The organism is Gloeotrichia echinulata CP02, assembly GCA_038087035.1.
GTDB lineage: Bacteria > Cyanobacteriota > Cyanobacteriia > Cyanobacteriales > Nostocaceae > Gloeotrichia > Gloeotrichia echinulata.
The window spans coordinates 3041356-3055328 of sequence record CP051187.1 but is presented as its reverse complement, the minus strand read 5'-3'; the positions used below and the strand labels follow the sequence as shown (position 1 = coordinate 3055328).

Sequence of the window (13973 nt, the reverse complement as noted above, 5' to 3'; positions counted from 1 at the left end):
CAATGACAAATGACAAATAACAAATGACAAATGACCAATGACAAATTGCCTAAAATGGCAGAAATCTGGGAGCAAACTCTCAATTGGCAACCAACTCACCAACAACAGTTACAATTCCAGCAGTTATATGAATTAATTTTAGCAGGGAACAGTCAATTAAATTTAACTCGCATTACCGAACCTCAAGAGTTTTGGGAAAAACATCTGTGGGATTCTTTGCGGGGAATTGCGCCAAAAATGCAATTTATCCCGGTTCTCGAAGCAGGTGGATCTGTAATTGATATTGGTACGGGTGCAGGTTTTCCTGGTGTACCGATAGCAATTACTTTACCTAATTGCACAATTACTTTGCTGGATTCCACGCGAAAAAAAGTTAATTTTATTGACAAAATATTGACTACATTAGCTCTTACTAATGCAAAAACTTTGATTGGTAGATCTGAAGAAATCGGTCAGGAACGCCAGCACCGACAAAATTATGATATGGCGTTAATTCGAGCTGTCGGGACAGCTTCAGTCTGTGCAGAATATGCGCTACCTTTACTCAAAAAGGGTGGTTTAGCAGTAATTTACCGTGGTAATTGGACAGATGAAGAAACCACGGCTTTGGAAAATGCTGTTCCTCAGTTGGGTGGTGTGATTGAATTGATTGAACAATTTACTACACCGCTCAGTGATAGTATTCGCCATTGTTTGTATGTGCGTAAAATAGCCAATACACCAGCTAATTTTCCCCGTGCTGTTGGTGTACCGACTCAAAAGCCACTGTGATGGCGATTCATGCACAATCCTTTCCAATCCTTGCTGAGTAAAATTTGCAGTGGGAAAAGTTATTTTTCGCGTTCTTTAAGTAATGAGTAATGAGTAATGAGTAATTAGTAATGAGTAATTAGTAATTAGTAATTAGTAATTAGTAATTACTAATTAGCGTTGTTATCTTCAGTTGCTGCTAGCCCAAATGGGAAGATAAATAATAAATTCTGTGCCTTGTTCTGGAGTTGAATTAACTTCAATCTCTCGCACTGCTCGATAAACCAGGGTTCTGGAACCGTTGTAGAGTTGCTCGCTGACTTGATATCCGGGAATATTGACTTGGGTGCTAACCATGCTACTAAATCCTTGAGAGTGTTGGACTTGGTATTCCCAGATACGTGAATAAATTTCAAAACACTGAAATTTTGGCGTTGCTGATTTTGAATATGAAATATGAAATGCAAATTTCAAAAAAGAATGGCACAGATAGGGTAGGGGCGCAAGGCCTTGCGCCCCTACAGATTATCGATGTGTTGCAAAGATTTTTTGCATTGGTATTAGTTTTTGCGCCTCTTGCGTAGCCTTGTCATATTTTCATTCAGCAACGCCAAAAATCTGTTGTCAGTCTCTTAAGCAGATTTACTGGTTGCTGCAAATCGCTTGTTAATCTCGTCCCAATTAACTACATTCCACCAAGCTTCTAGATAATCAGGTCGGCGGTTTTGATAATTGAGATAATATGCGTGTTCCCACACGTCATTGCCCAAAATGGGATATTTTTCTTCACTTAAAGGACTATCTTGGTTAGTTGTAGTTGTTACTTCTAACTTGCCTTTTTGATTGCGGACAAGCCAAACCCAACCACTACCAAAATGAGCAGCACCAGCTGCGTTAAATTGTTTTTTGAACTCTGCAAAACTACCAAAAGTCTTATTAATTGCTGTAGCAATTTCTCCTGTAGGTTCTCCACCGCCGTTTGGCTTCATAATTTGCCAAAACATCGAATGGTTCACATGTCCACCGCCATGATTGCGTATTGTTTGGCGGATATCTTCTGGTACTCTGTTAAGTTTACCTAGCAGATCTTCAACACTTTTGGTTTTGAGTTTTGGGTACTTGTCTAACGCCGCATTTAGATTTTTTACATAAGCTGCATGGTGTTTATCATGATGAAACTGCATCGTTTTAGCATCGATGTGTGGTTCTAGCGCTTCGTAAGCATAGGGTAAAGGTGGTAGCTGGATAGCCTCGGTTTTCTCTGGCGTATTACCTGGACTAGCTTGGTTAGCACTACTAGAATATTTTTCTGTTGAAGCACAAGCCTCTAATACAAATGTACCTGCACCTGCTGTTACCAAAAACAAGAAATGGCGTCGATTTATAGTCATAAAAGTTTTGGCGCCGAAGCAATTAAAATCTGTTCGTAGTTTTTATTTTCTTCGATTTTGGCGACAAAAAATTAGCGAATTGGGGATTGGGGATTGGGGATTAGGGATTGGGGATTAGGGATTGGGGATTGGGGATTGGGGATGAGTAGAAGTTCAAGTTTTGGCTTCGGAACTCGAAACTTCAACCTCGGAACTCGAAACTTCAGCTTCGGAACTCGAAACTTCAACCTCCGAACTCGAAACTTCAACCTCGGAACTCGAAACTTCAGCTTCCGAACTCCAAACTTCACCTTCTGTTGATTAACCTTCAGTCCCCAATCCCCAGCGATGCACTGAGCTTGCCGAAGTGTCCCCAATCCCCAGCGATGCACTGAGCTTGCCGAAGTGTCCCCAATCCCCAGCGATGCACTGAGCTTGCCGAAGTGTCCCCAATCCCCAATCCCCAGTCCTAATTAACCAAAATGCTGAATAATCGCTTCGGCGAATTCAGAACATTTTAGGGGTTCTACGGGTGGTTCTAGCAAACGTGCTAAATCGTAGGTGACTTGACCGTTGGCGATCGCATCTCCTAAACCTTTCTTAATTAAGTCTGCAGCTTCTTGCCAACCCAGATACTCCAACATCATCACACCGGATAAAATCACCGAACCGGGATTAATCCGATCTAAACCGGCGTGTTTGGGTGCTGTACCGTGGGTGGCTTCAAAGATGGCGCAGGCGTCGCCAATATTCGCGCCAGGACCCATTCCCAGTCCGCCAACAATGGCCGCAGCAGCATCAGATAAGTAATCGCCGTTCAAGTTCATGGTCGCCAGAATCGAATATTCATCGGGTCTGGTTTGGATTTGTTGAAAAATACTGTCAGCAATCCGGTCATTGACCAAAATTTTATCTTTCCATTGACCGTTACCGTGGGTTTCCCAAATTTCGTGAAGAACTGTTTCAACTTCCTTGACAATTTGCGCTTTTTTCTCTTCTGTTAGACCATCAAACCCAGGGTCAATCTGACGGGCGTTGTCTTCTAGGGAGAGATTGGGGTTTTTTTCCTTGTTACTCAAAATCCAAGATTCCCGTTCGGTGACGGTTTCCTGGCGAAATTCGCTGGTCGCCAGTTCATAACCCCAATCGCGGAAAGCGCCTTCGGTGTACTTCATAATATTACCCTTATGCACCAAAGTCACCTGTTGCTTGTGTTTGGGGAGTAACAGGGCGTGCTTAATAGCGCGTCTTACAAGGCGCTGGGAACCCTTTTTGCTGATGGGTTTGATACCAATACCAGCATCGAGGGGAATTTGTTTTTTGCCATGTTCTGGGGTAGCGGGGATAAGTTCTTCATTAAGGAGTTTAATCAGGCGATCGCCTATTTCGCTCCCTTGTCGCCACTCAATTCCCAAATAGATATCTTCCGTATTTTCCCGATAAACAATCACATCGAGTTTTTCGGGATTTTTGTGGGGTGAGGGTGTCCCTGCATAGTAACGGCAAGGACGCACGCAGGTGTACAAGTCAAAAATTTGCCGCAGTGCCACATTTAAAGAACGAATCCCGCCCCCGATGGGAGTGGTTAACGGGCCTTTAATCGCTACACCATATTCTTGAATTGCGGTCAGTGTATCCTGGGGCAAATACTGGTATGTACCGTATAATTCGCAGGCTTCATCCCCAGCATAAACCTTGAACCAACTAATTCGACGCTGGTTATTATAAGCCTTAGCTACTGCCGCATCAAGCACTTTTTGGGCAGCAGGCCAGATATCTATCCCTGTGCCGTCGCCTCGAATAAAAGGGATAATTGGATTGTCCGGTACAACTGGCTCACTATTTTTGAAGGTGATTTTTGCTCCAGTTGTGGGGGGGGTAATTTTGTCGTACATATATCACATACTCCTGATTGATATGGCACTGGGATGGGAAATTGGGGATTGGGGATTGGGGATTGGGGATTGGGAATTGGGAATTGGGGGGATGAACAATTGAAAATTTCCCCTTCCTTGTCTCCAGTCCCTTCCAGTCCCTTGAGGCGCAGATTTTCCCCTGATTCCCCTTGTAGAACTGGGGAGTGGGCGATTCAGTGAAACTATCGCTATTTTGTACGATCAAAACCATCGACATATCTCCGCACTTTTCGGGCGGAGATTCTTGGGCTAATCACAGCCCGTTCAGGATTGCTGCTATATAAAACCTAGACAAAGCTAGACTTTACTTTCTACTTCAACGGGAGCATGGGAGCGGTTATCCCTCAGTAGACTTACACGCTGTAGCCCAACGCGATCTTTCTAATGCTTAAGATTTTCCAAAAGACTATCACTATCAAAGCTTGGTTTTCGCGTCGGCAATAGTCTTATCCAATACTTAATATCTTGATATTATATATCAAGTATTTGATTTTTTCAACTAAATTATCTTGATTTTTCTCAATATTTGTCAACATAAGTATAACTTTGTCTATAAAATTGTCAGCTTAGGACTAGCTCCTTTTGCCGAGCCAAATTTGTCGGGCACGTCCTAGGGGTTTTTCAACCTGAAACCAATTACATTTTACCAAAAGTCGCCCTAGAAGGGCGAAGCTTTCAACCCAAATTTCCGGTACACTACTTTTCGCTATCACTGCTTCACCCTGTAGAACAACAGATAGCCGATCGCACTTTCACGCTCCCGCTAAAACGAGTAATGGCATGACAGACCCAATGATTGTATCAAGCCCTGCTAATGACATCGACTCCCTTCGACAACCTTTAATCGCTGGGTCAGTTCAACTCCAATTACAAATAATCCCACAGTTAGCTGACTTGGGTAATGAGGGGTTAGATGTATTAATGGAGTTTTTACTGAAACGTCGTGACACCCCAGCAAATTGGGTAGATGGCAAAGCCTATCAAGTCCTCTACAACTCTGATGCACCTAAAGTCAAAGAATTTCTGCTTTCCTATTTTCCTGAGGGAATTGTACCTCTAAAATCAGAGTCTGGGATTAATTATAATCCTTTGCAACAAGTACTTGCTACCCAAGACTTTCAAGCGGCTGATCGCTTGACAATTCAAAAGATGTGTGAAGTCGCAGGTCCTACTGCAATACAAAGAAAATGGTTGTATTTTACTGATATTGACAATTTTCCTGCTATAGACTTGCAAACAATTAATACCCTCTGGCTAGTCCACTCTGAGGGTAAATTTGGTTTTTCGGTACAGCGAGAAATCTGGTTAGGTTTAAGTAAAAACTGGGATAATTTTTGGCCGAAAATTGGCTGGAAAAATGGCAATAATTGGACGAGATATCCCCACGAGTTTACTTGGGATTTGAGCGCCCCTAGAGGTCACTTACCCTTGTCTAATCAACTCCGGGGAGTGCGCGTTATTGCTTCTTTACTAGCACATCCTACTTGGACTAAGAGTGCCACAAATTAAACTAACCACCCCATCTTTCACTTTGAGGATGGGGTTCTTAACCCTTACCAATGGGGATTGGGGATTGGGGATTGGGGAGCGGACAAATGACAAAGAGTAATGAGTAATGAGTAATGAGTAATGAGTAATGACAAATGAGTAATGACAAAGAGTAATGAGTAATGACAAAGAGTAATGAGTAATGAGTAATGACAAATGAGTAATGAGTAATGAGTAATGAGTAATGAGTAATGAGTAATGAGTAATGAGTAATGAGTAATGAGTAATGAGTAATGAGTAATGAGTAATGAGTAATGAGTAATGAGTAATGAGTAATGAGTAATGAGTAATGAGTAATGAGTAATGAGTAATGAGTAATGAGTAATGAGTAATGAGTAATGAGTAATGAGTAATGAGTAATGAGTAATGAGTAATGAGTAATGAGTAATGAGTAATGAGTAATGAGTAATGACAAATGAGTAATGAGTAATGAGTAATGAGTAATGAGTAATGACAAATGAGTAATGAGTAATGAGTAATGAGTAATGACAAATGAGTAATGAGTAATGAGTAATGAGTAATGACAAATGAGTAATGAGTAATGAGTAATGAGTAATGAGTAATGACAAATGACAAATGAGTAATGAGTAATGAGTAATGAGTAATGACAAATGAGTAATGACAAATGAGTAATGAGTAATGAGTAATGAGTAATGACAAATGAGTAATGACAAATGAGTAATGAGTAATGAGTAATGAGTAATGACAAATGACAAATGAGTAATGAGTAATGACAAATGAGTAATGAGTAATGAGTAATGAGTAATGAGTAATGACAAATGAGTAATGAGTAATGACAAATGAGTAATGAGTAATGAGTAATGAGTAATGAGTAATGACAAATGAGTAATGACAAATGAGTAATGACAAATGAGTAATGAGTAATGAGTAATGAGTAATGAGTAATGAGTAATGAGTAATGAGTAATGAGTAATGAGTAATGACAAATGACAAATGACAAATGACAAATGACAAATGACAAATGACAAATAACAAAATAGCTCAATTTACCCACAAATCACTCAATCAGAAATGGAGGAGCTTGAGTTTTCGCACCAAGTTATCTATATTACTTGTCAGTGGTGCCGTCTTACCAACTATTTTAGCAACCCAGGGGATTTTAATAGTTGCCGAACGTAGTCTGTTGAGGAGTCAACAAGATTCACTGCAAAAAGACTTAGTTAACTTGCAGCACCATGTTGAAGAAGTTGAAAAACACTATCAGGAAATGGCGCAAGCACTACAAAAAAGTGTGGAATTGGTAGGAATTGATTTTAGTGAACCTACAGCAGTTACTAGTAAACAGGACTTACTGCAAAAAATAATTGCTGAACCGATAGATACAGAATTAAAGCCTAGTTTTTATGTAATTACAGATACACAAGGTCGCACGATAGCCCAGAACATACAGATAATTTCTGAATTAAGCGATCGCTTACCTATTAAAAATGCAGTTCCTGCTGTTCCGAACTATCAAAAAGTTTCCGTACCGATAGGGATTGATTTCAGTGAACTAACTATTGTGAAAAATGCCCTGAATCACCAGCGCAGTTTATCGGGAACAGAGTTAATCAGTAGTAATTTAATACAAAATTTAGGGATAGCTGCACAAGCTGATATTGGGCAAATACCACAAAAGACGGAAAATTTACCAGAGTCAAAAATTCCCTTTCCTGCAGGTACTTACAAGATTGATGACGGTCGCATCGGCTTAGGGATCATAGCAGTACAACCAATTAAGAAAAATGATCAAATTGTGGCTTTGGCGATAGTTGGGAACTTATTAAATCGCAACTATCAACTGGTAGATAGTGTTACCCATACCTCACGAGTTTCAACTGCAACCCTATTTGCCTATGATTGGCGTGTGACTACAAATGTACCTACTTATGATGGTCAAAAACGGGCAATTGGCACCAGGGTAGCGCGAGAAGTTGCAACATGTGTTCTCGATCAGGGAAGAATGTTTGTTGGTAGTACCAATATTGTTGGGCAAACTTATAGAACTACCTATGCTCCAATATATGACCATCGGCGTGATTTAAATCTGGCTGAGGCGCAACCTATCGGGATTTACTATGTAGGTGATCCAGAAACTAAAATCCAGCAAACTCTGACTACACTGGCAATGACAGGATATAGCATTGGTGGTGGTATTTTATGTTTAGCTGTGATTATAGTTTTGCCCATCGCTAGCACTTTTTCTGACTCGATCCGAAGGTTAACGAATTTTGCACAACTTATTGGTAGAGGAGAACAGGGAATAAGACTAGAAGAAAATCAAAGTCAAGACGAAATTGGCATTTTAGGACGTGAACTCAATAAGATGGCTATTCGGATTGAAAGCAACTTAGATCAGGTAATCGCCAAAGAGTTACAAATTCGTCAACAAGCACAACAGCTAGAAGAGGCTTTAAAGCAGCTACAACAAACCCAAATGCAGCTTGTAGAAAATGCAAAAATGTCCAGTCTAGAAATGCTTGTAGCAGGCTTGGCTCATGAAATTAATAATCCGGTAACTTTTATTTATAGCAATGTTAAATATGCTCAACAATATATCGATGATCTAATCAAATTAATGCAAGTTTATCAAAATAATGATCATGATTATGTGTCGCAAATTGAGAACATAAAAGAAGAGATAGATTGGGAATTTTTGGAGACGGATTTGCCCCATTTACTCCAGTCAATGAAAACAGGAGCCGAAAGAATTCAACGAATTGTGCAAATGTTGCGTATTTTCTCCCGAATGGATGAAGCTGAATACAAAAGCGTAAATCTTCATGACGGACTAGATAGTATACTGGAGTTACTACAATACCGTCTGCAATCCACAGAAAATCATCCGGCAATTGAGGTAATTAAAGAATATGGTCAAATCCCCTTGATTGAGTGCTATGCTGGGCAAATTAACCAAGTATTTCTCAATATTATCAGCAATGCAATTGATGCTTTAAAAGCAACTTGCGAATTCTCGGATTTAGCTGTTGATTCCCCTAACATTCGCATTCGCACAAAACAAATAGATTCAACCCAGGTGAGAATTCACATTGTTGATAATGGTCTGGGAATGTCAGAAAATGTAAAAGAGCGGATATTTGAACCTTTTTTTACGACAAAACCTGTAGGTCAAGGTACGGGTATGGGTCTAGCAATTAGTTACCAAATTGTTACTCAAAGACATGGTGGAATGTTGGAATGTATTTCTACCCCTGGAAAAGGGACAGAATTTGTGATTACTATTCCCTTGCAAGCTGGTTGACACTATACTTATTTCGGTGAGCATAAATGAGAGTTCTTTTTACCCGAAATTTCCCACCCCAAATTGTACAATGGCAAACGTTCGTCTAGAAGATATTAAGCGTAGATTCAACAACGTCACCGCGATCGAGGAAATTAGTTTTGAAATTCCCGATGGTGAATTTTGGGTTTTAGTCGGACCTTCTGGTTGCGGTAAGTCTACTATTTTGCGAACAATCGCCGGTTTGGAAATTGCCACATCAGGTAAACTGTTTATAGGCGATCGCCTGGTAAACAATATCCCCGCTAGACAGCGCGATGTGGCGATGGTGTTCCAAAACTACGCCCTCTATCCTCACATGACTGTAGCCCAAAATATTGCCTTTGGGTTACAAATGCGGAAGTTTGACCCAAGGATGATTCAAGAAAGGGTATTGACAGTTGCGCGATCGCTTTCTCTCGAAAACCTCCTAGATCGCAAACCCAAACAACTTTCCGGTGGACAGCAACAACGGGTAGCATTAGGAAGAGCGATCGCCCGTGAACCACAAGTATTTTTACTTGATGAACCTTTATCTAATTTAGATGCTCAATTGCGAGATGATACACGAGCAGAATTAAAACAGCTACATCAATCTTTGGGAATTACGACTATTTACGTTACCCATGATCAAGTCGAAGCCATGACTTTGGCTGATAAAATTGTCGTGCTAAATCGCGGACGCATTCAACAAATTGGCGACCCGCAAACGATTTATCAAAATCCTGCTAATGCAATGGTGGCAACTTTTTTAGGTAGTCCACCAATGAATCTTATCCCCGCTATCTATAAGGGTAATAGTTTTGATGTCAGTGGGCAACCACTACCTATTCTAGCAAATGCACTCAGAAATTTACAATTAGCTCAAGGACAAAGTGTTGATTTAGGAATTCGTCCAGAACATATAATAATTAACTCAGAACTCAGCACTCAAAACTCAGCACTATTATTAGTTGAAGTTAAGCTGGTCGAACCCTTGGGAAGGGAAACTTTAATTCGTACAAATTTACCCAATTCATCGGCGGTTTTGAATGTTCAGGTGGGTGGGGATGTGCGTCCACGTCCAGGCGATCGCCTTTCGCTACAATTAGATTTAAATCAGTTATTTGTGTTTGATCCAAATAGTGGCGAGAGAATATTTCCTTAGATGTCAATTCCCTTCCAATACGGCGTATGTTTTGGAAATCAAGTAGGCTGAAACCCCTGAAATATTGTTGTCTATGATGCCCAAAAAGAGCAAAACCTACGCAGTATTGAAATCCCTTCTATTGCAAAACTTGCTGCTGACAATAAATATCTGTTGGTGTGACAGAAGCAACTTCTACTTCTACAGGACTTCCTGCTATGGGGTTAATAATAAACTCACTTGCACCCTTGTGGGGTTTTTGTGAATTTCCCCAATCATAAGTATAACCTAAACCCGTCCAAGGATAATATTCTTTCTTAGCATTGGTGTAAGAAGACGTGTAGATACTTTTCACCACAGGACTACTATCAGGTACGGGTACAGGTAAAAGATTACAACTAGAATCTTCAATTTCTGAATCAATACATGGTCTAGTTAAATCTTCAGCTTTTACCCAGAGTTCCACAAAATGAGTTTTCGTGGAATATTTATTTAAAATTAAGCCCAAATACTGTTGTATTCTCAACGAAAGCTCAATATTATCAGGAATATTCCCATCAACACCTTGATATTGTTGACAAAATTCTTTCACTTGTGGAACTGCTGTCAACCAAGTTTGATAATATAATTGTTTTTTCGTACCTACTGGCCAATCTACAGTTGGATTGCTGACATATTTCCAAGTTGACATCAAATATTCAATTTTGCCATTGTTTTCTCTCCATTTTATCTTGGGATTACTAGGAGATAACGCCCAAAGATCCTCTGCTACCTCATCAGCAGCAGGTTGTTTTGCATCTTCAATAGCTGTGGTTAATGTATTAGTCAGAACTTGATAAGTTTCTGGTTGATATTGTTGTAGGTATTCATAGACATTTTGAGTCACCGTTGCTTGAGCTAATTCTGTCTTCGATATCGGTGTAGTGTTACTGGTGATTTCTGCTGCTAACACTTTGTCAGTCCATCCGCAAACCAAACAAGCACAACATAGTAAGGTGAACCAAAATTGATACTGGCATTTTTTCATGGTAAACACGGTCGTGAGGTTTATTCTCTGGTTCAATAGCTAACACCTGGGATGCTCCAATTTTGGTGTAGCTGTTTCCGATCCAAAAAAGCTAACAAATGCTAACAAATGTCCGCTTTTTCTTCCTGCTTCGACCTGGAAGTGTCGGCACTATCCAGTCCACAGGCTATTGTATTTTACAGCCAAATGCCAAAGTAGTTACTCATAGCAGATGATTTGGCGTCGGAGCATAAAAGCTGGGTTGTAAAACTCTACACCTGAAGGCGTAAGCATAGTTTCGCCTACTTGATAAATTTCCGCTGGGTTCCGTTCTTCAAAGGATCGAAAGAACTCTAGGTCTGTTTGCGGTTAAAATTCCCCAAAAATAAAACCCCGGTTGCACTGACCGAGGTAAGAAAGGAAAATCTGAAATTACCCAAATATCAGACTTTCCCCTGAGTTGTCGTTGTTCAAAAATTTAATTTTTTCAGCTTTTGTAAGCTTATATGAATAAAGTTAACGTATTCTTCACATTATGTCAACTATTTGAAGATTTTATAAACCGAGGCCTCCAGTCCAGGTACTGGAGGCTGTATTGATAGACATATTATCGGGGTAAAGAGTTGCTGGCATAGGCATCCATCGCATAAGCAGGAGTGCGATCGCTGTAGTTGATATCCTTGCCGGTGATTGACTTAGCCAATTGTTCAAAGGAGTCAGAACGCCAGTTACGCTCATGGATGGGCTTGGTCTGCTCTCCCAAGAAATAAGCCTGAGTGCCAATAACCGCAGCCGCTACCCAACCTACAACCAACAATGCAATTAAGATAGTCATCGCAATACTTTTTTTAACTTTTGTAACTTTATGTAAATAAATATAACTTTAAGTCCATAAAACTTGCAATATGACCCAAAGGTGTGCTATCCGATAAACAAGGTAGGGAATTCCACACCAAAAATTCAGGGTCAAGAGTCAAGAGTCAAAAGTCAAGAGTCAAGGAATAAAGGTTTTGACTCTGGACAGTTGACCCTGGACTCTGGATCTTTGACTCTTGACGAACCTCAAAACTAACTAAGCAATTTCAAAAAAGACTCTTAGCTGATATCCCTAACCACCCAGCTAAGTTTTCTTGCTGCGCTGATTCAGCATTTTGAATGGGAACCACTTGATACCGTGTGGGACGTGGATTTGCTAAAGTCACGCTGAGGGTGCGGAGTATGTCGTGGTGGAAAAGTGTAACGTCGATAGTATCGTTGGGTTGGTAATCCTTCAGGCGATCGCTTAACCCACTGGCTGTGATTTTAATCCCATCAATTGCTAGCAACTCATCGCCAAAATCAATTCCTGCTGCTTGCGCTGGTGAACCTGTCTCAACAAACTTAAATATTTCCCGCCCATTTTCGGTATTTACTTTCACACCGAAGTAAGGTTCTTGTTCCTGTTCACCTACCAATTGCAAGCCAAAAGGTTTCAAATAGTCATTAAAAGGTAATTCTTCAGTCCCATCAATGTAGCGTTTAAAGAAATTGCTCAAATCTATTCCGGCTACTGATTCAATTACTGCTTGCAACTGTTCTGGCGTATAACCAATTTCAGACTTCCCAAATTGTTGCCACATTTGGCGCATCACATCATTGAAGGAGCTTTGATTTCCATACTTTTCGCGAATTAATAAATCTAGTAATAAGGATACCATTGCCCCCTTCAAATAGTAGGAAATTTGCGAATTTCCGCTATTAGCATCTGGACGATAGAGTTTAATCCAAGCATCAAAACTAGACTCCGAAAGGGGTTGTACCTTGCGTCCTGATGTGGTGAGGAAGCGAGTAATTTCCTTGGATAAATGATTCAAATATGACTTAGCATCATAAAGACCTGCCCATAAAGGAATCAACAGGTCATAGTAACTCGTAGTCCCCTCACAGAACCATAGGGAGGGTGTATAGTTTTCTTGGTCGTAATCAAAAATCTCTAGGGCTTTGGGGCGAATTCGCTTCACGTTCCATAAATGAAAGAACTCATGTGCTACTAATTGTATAAAGCGCTCGTACTTATCTTGAGTGCGAAAACCAAAACGCTGATAAATTAATGAGCAGCAGTTTTTATGCTCCAAACCACCATAACCTTGGTTCAATAAATGTAGCAGAAACACATATCGTTCATAGGGTAAACCACCAAACATCTGTGCTTCCACATGGATAATTTTCTGAATATCAGAAATCACTTCCTCAACTTGCAAATTCCCCTGTCCCCAGATTGCTAGTTCATGGGGTTTTCCCAATACCTCAAAGTCGTACAACTTGTGGGCACCAATTTCAAAGGGACTATCGACAAGAGTGTCAAAATCAGTAGCCGAAAAAGTATTGACTTTATTACCGTATTGTGTAATTGCCGTAGTAACTTGCCATTCTGGATATGGTGGAACGATAGTAACGCGAATGGGTTGTCCTTCCAAACCAGGTATTCTAAAAAACAGGGCGGCACCGTTAAAATACCCGTGAGTGGTATCTAGGTGATTTGTCCTAACCGTTAGTTCATTAGCAAAAATGCGGTAACGTATAGTTAATTCAGAAACGCCGTTTTTATTTACTTGCCAGTGATTTTTACTGATTTTCTGCCAAGGTAAAGCTTCATCGCCCGCAAAAGCAGCAAAATCTTGTAAATTCTTCGCATATTCTCGAACCAAGTATGAACCTGGAGACCATACTGGCATTTTTAAATCAAGAACTGGTGATATATAGTTTACAAGGTGCAAAGTCACCTCAAACAGATGGGTTTCTGGTTGAGGCATTGCTACTAGGTAATGAATAGTCGGCAAGTTTTCTTGAGTGCGGATGTCAGGACGAATTGCTGTTGCTTCTGTCATGTTCAGTGATGAGTGCTGTTAGGGTAGGGGGGCGTAGCCTGTGCTGAGTTATTAGACAATAGTCCAGAGTGCAGAGTCAAGGGGCAATAGGCAATACCTAACTCTTAACT

Annotated in this window: 14 protein-coding genes; 6 read left to right on the top strand and 8 right to left on the bottom strand. The window is 40.4% G+C overall.

Annotated elements, in window-relative coordinates:
- Positions 1 to 30 precede the first annotated feature (30 nt).
- Positions 31 to 771, top strand: coding sequence for a 16S rRNA (guanine(527)-N(7))-methyltransferase RsmG (gene rsmG / locus HEQ19_13580; protein WYM00400.1), 741 nt, complete (start codon positions 31 to 33; stop codon positions 769 to 771).
- 168 nt (positions 772 to 939) lie between these two features.
- Here rsmG and HEQ19_13575 read toward each other — a convergent pair whose 3' ends face one another.
- On the bottom strand, positions 940 to 1107 hold the full coding sequence (locus HEQ19_13575; protein ID WYM00399.1) for an ATP-binding protein: 168 nt from the start codon (positions 1105 to 1107) through the stop codon (positions 940 to 942).
- A gap of 44 nt (positions 1108 to 1151) precedes the next feature.
- Between HEQ19_13575 and HEQ19_13570 the strand changes: the two genes are divergently transcribed.
- Positions 1152 to 1334 (top strand): hypothetical protein, encoded by a 183-nt coding sequence (locus tag HEQ19_13570; protein WYM00398.1) that lies wholly within the window; start codon positions 1152 to 1154, stop codon positions 1332 to 1334.
- Between the two features lie 48 nt (positions 1335 to 1382).
- Here HEQ19_13570 and HEQ19_13565 read toward each other — a convergent pair whose 3' ends face one another.
- Positions 1383 to 2141, bottom strand: a complete 759-nt coding sequence (locus tag HEQ19_13565; GenBank protein WYM00397.1) for a superoxide dismutase — start codon at positions 2139 to 2141, stop codon at positions 1383 to 1385.
- Positions 2142 to 2301: 160 nt separating this feature from the next.
- Here HEQ19_13565 and HEQ19_13560 point away from each other — a divergent pair, with 160 nt between their 5' ends.
- Complete coding sequence (locus HEQ19_13560; protein WYM00396.1) at positions 2302 to 2445, top strand: hypothetical protein; 144 nt, start codon at positions 2302 to 2304, stop codon at positions 2443 to 2445.
- Here the strand turns inward: HEQ19_13560 and HEQ19_30975 are convergent.
- The gene (locus HEQ19_30975; GenBank protein WZI67206.1) at positions 2442 to 2573 is read right to left on the bottom strand and encodes a hypothetical protein; all 132 of its coding nucleotides are present in this window, start codon (positions 2571 to 2573) and stop codon (positions 2442 to 2444) included. The two genes, HEQ19_13560 and HEQ19_30975, sit on opposite strands and share 4 nt — an antisense overlap.
- A 20-nt stretch (positions 2574 to 2593) precedes the next feature.
- The gene (locus tag HEQ19_13555; GenBank protein ID WYM00395.1) at positions 2594 to 4015 is read right to left on the bottom strand and encodes an NADP-dependent isocitrate dehydrogenase; all 1422 of its coding nucleotides are present in this window, start codon (positions 4013 to 4015) and stop codon (positions 2594 to 2596) included.
- 801 nt (positions 4016 to 4816) lie between these two features.
- Here HEQ19_13555 and HEQ19_13550 point away from each other — a divergent pair.
- Complete coding sequence (locus tag HEQ19_13550; GenBank protein ID WYM00394.1) at positions 4817 to 5545, top strand: GUN4 domain-containing protein; 729 nt, start codon at positions 4817 to 4819, stop codon at positions 5543 to 5545.
- Positions 5546 to 5582: 37 nt separating this feature from the next.
- Here the strand turns inward: HEQ19_13550 and HEQ19_30970 are convergent, their stop codons facing one another.
- Positions 5583 to 6590, bottom strand: a complete 1008-nt coding sequence (locus HEQ19_30970) for a hypothetical protein (protein WZI67205.1) — start codon at positions 6588 to 6590, stop codon at positions 5583 to 5585.
- On the opposite strand from HEQ19_30970, the gene HEQ19_13540 reads away from it, so the two are divergent.
- Both HEQ19_13540 and HEQ19_13535 read left to right on the top strand, forming a co-directional pair.
- Entirely contained in the window at positions 6567 to 8846 is a 2280-nt protein-coding gene (locus tag HEQ19_13540) for a cache domain-containing protein (protein ID WYM00393.1), read from the top strand. The genes HEQ19_30970 and HEQ19_13540 overlap by 24 nt on opposite strands.
- 70 nt (positions 8847 to 8916) lie before the next feature.
- A complete protein-coding gene (locus HEQ19_13535; GenBank protein WYM00392.1) occupies positions 8917 to 10011 on the top strand; it encodes an ABC transporter ATP-binding protein in 1095 nt (364 codons plus the stop codon).
- 118 nt (positions 10012 to 10129) lie between these two features.
- Here the strand turns inward: HEQ19_13535 and HEQ19_13530 are convergent, their stop codons facing one another.
- From HEQ19_13530 to HEQ19_13520, 3 genes are all read right to left on the bottom strand, one after another.
- Complete coding sequence (locus tag HEQ19_13530) at positions 10130 to 11017, bottom strand: hypothetical protein (protein WYM03395.1); 888 nt, start codon at positions 11015 to 11017, stop codon at positions 10130 to 10132.
- 586 nt (positions 11018 to 11603) lie between these two features.
- A complete protein-coding gene (locus tag HEQ19_13525; protein ID WYM00391.1) occupies positions 11604 to 11831 on the bottom strand; it encodes a hypothetical protein in 228 nt (75 codons plus the stop codon).
- Between the two features lie 247 nt (positions 11832 to 12078).
- Entirely contained in the window at positions 12079 to 13863 is a 1785-nt protein-coding gene (locus HEQ19_13520) for a M61 family metallopeptidase (protein ID WYM00390.1), read from the bottom strand.
- Positions 13864 to 13973: the final 110 nt, after the last annotated feature.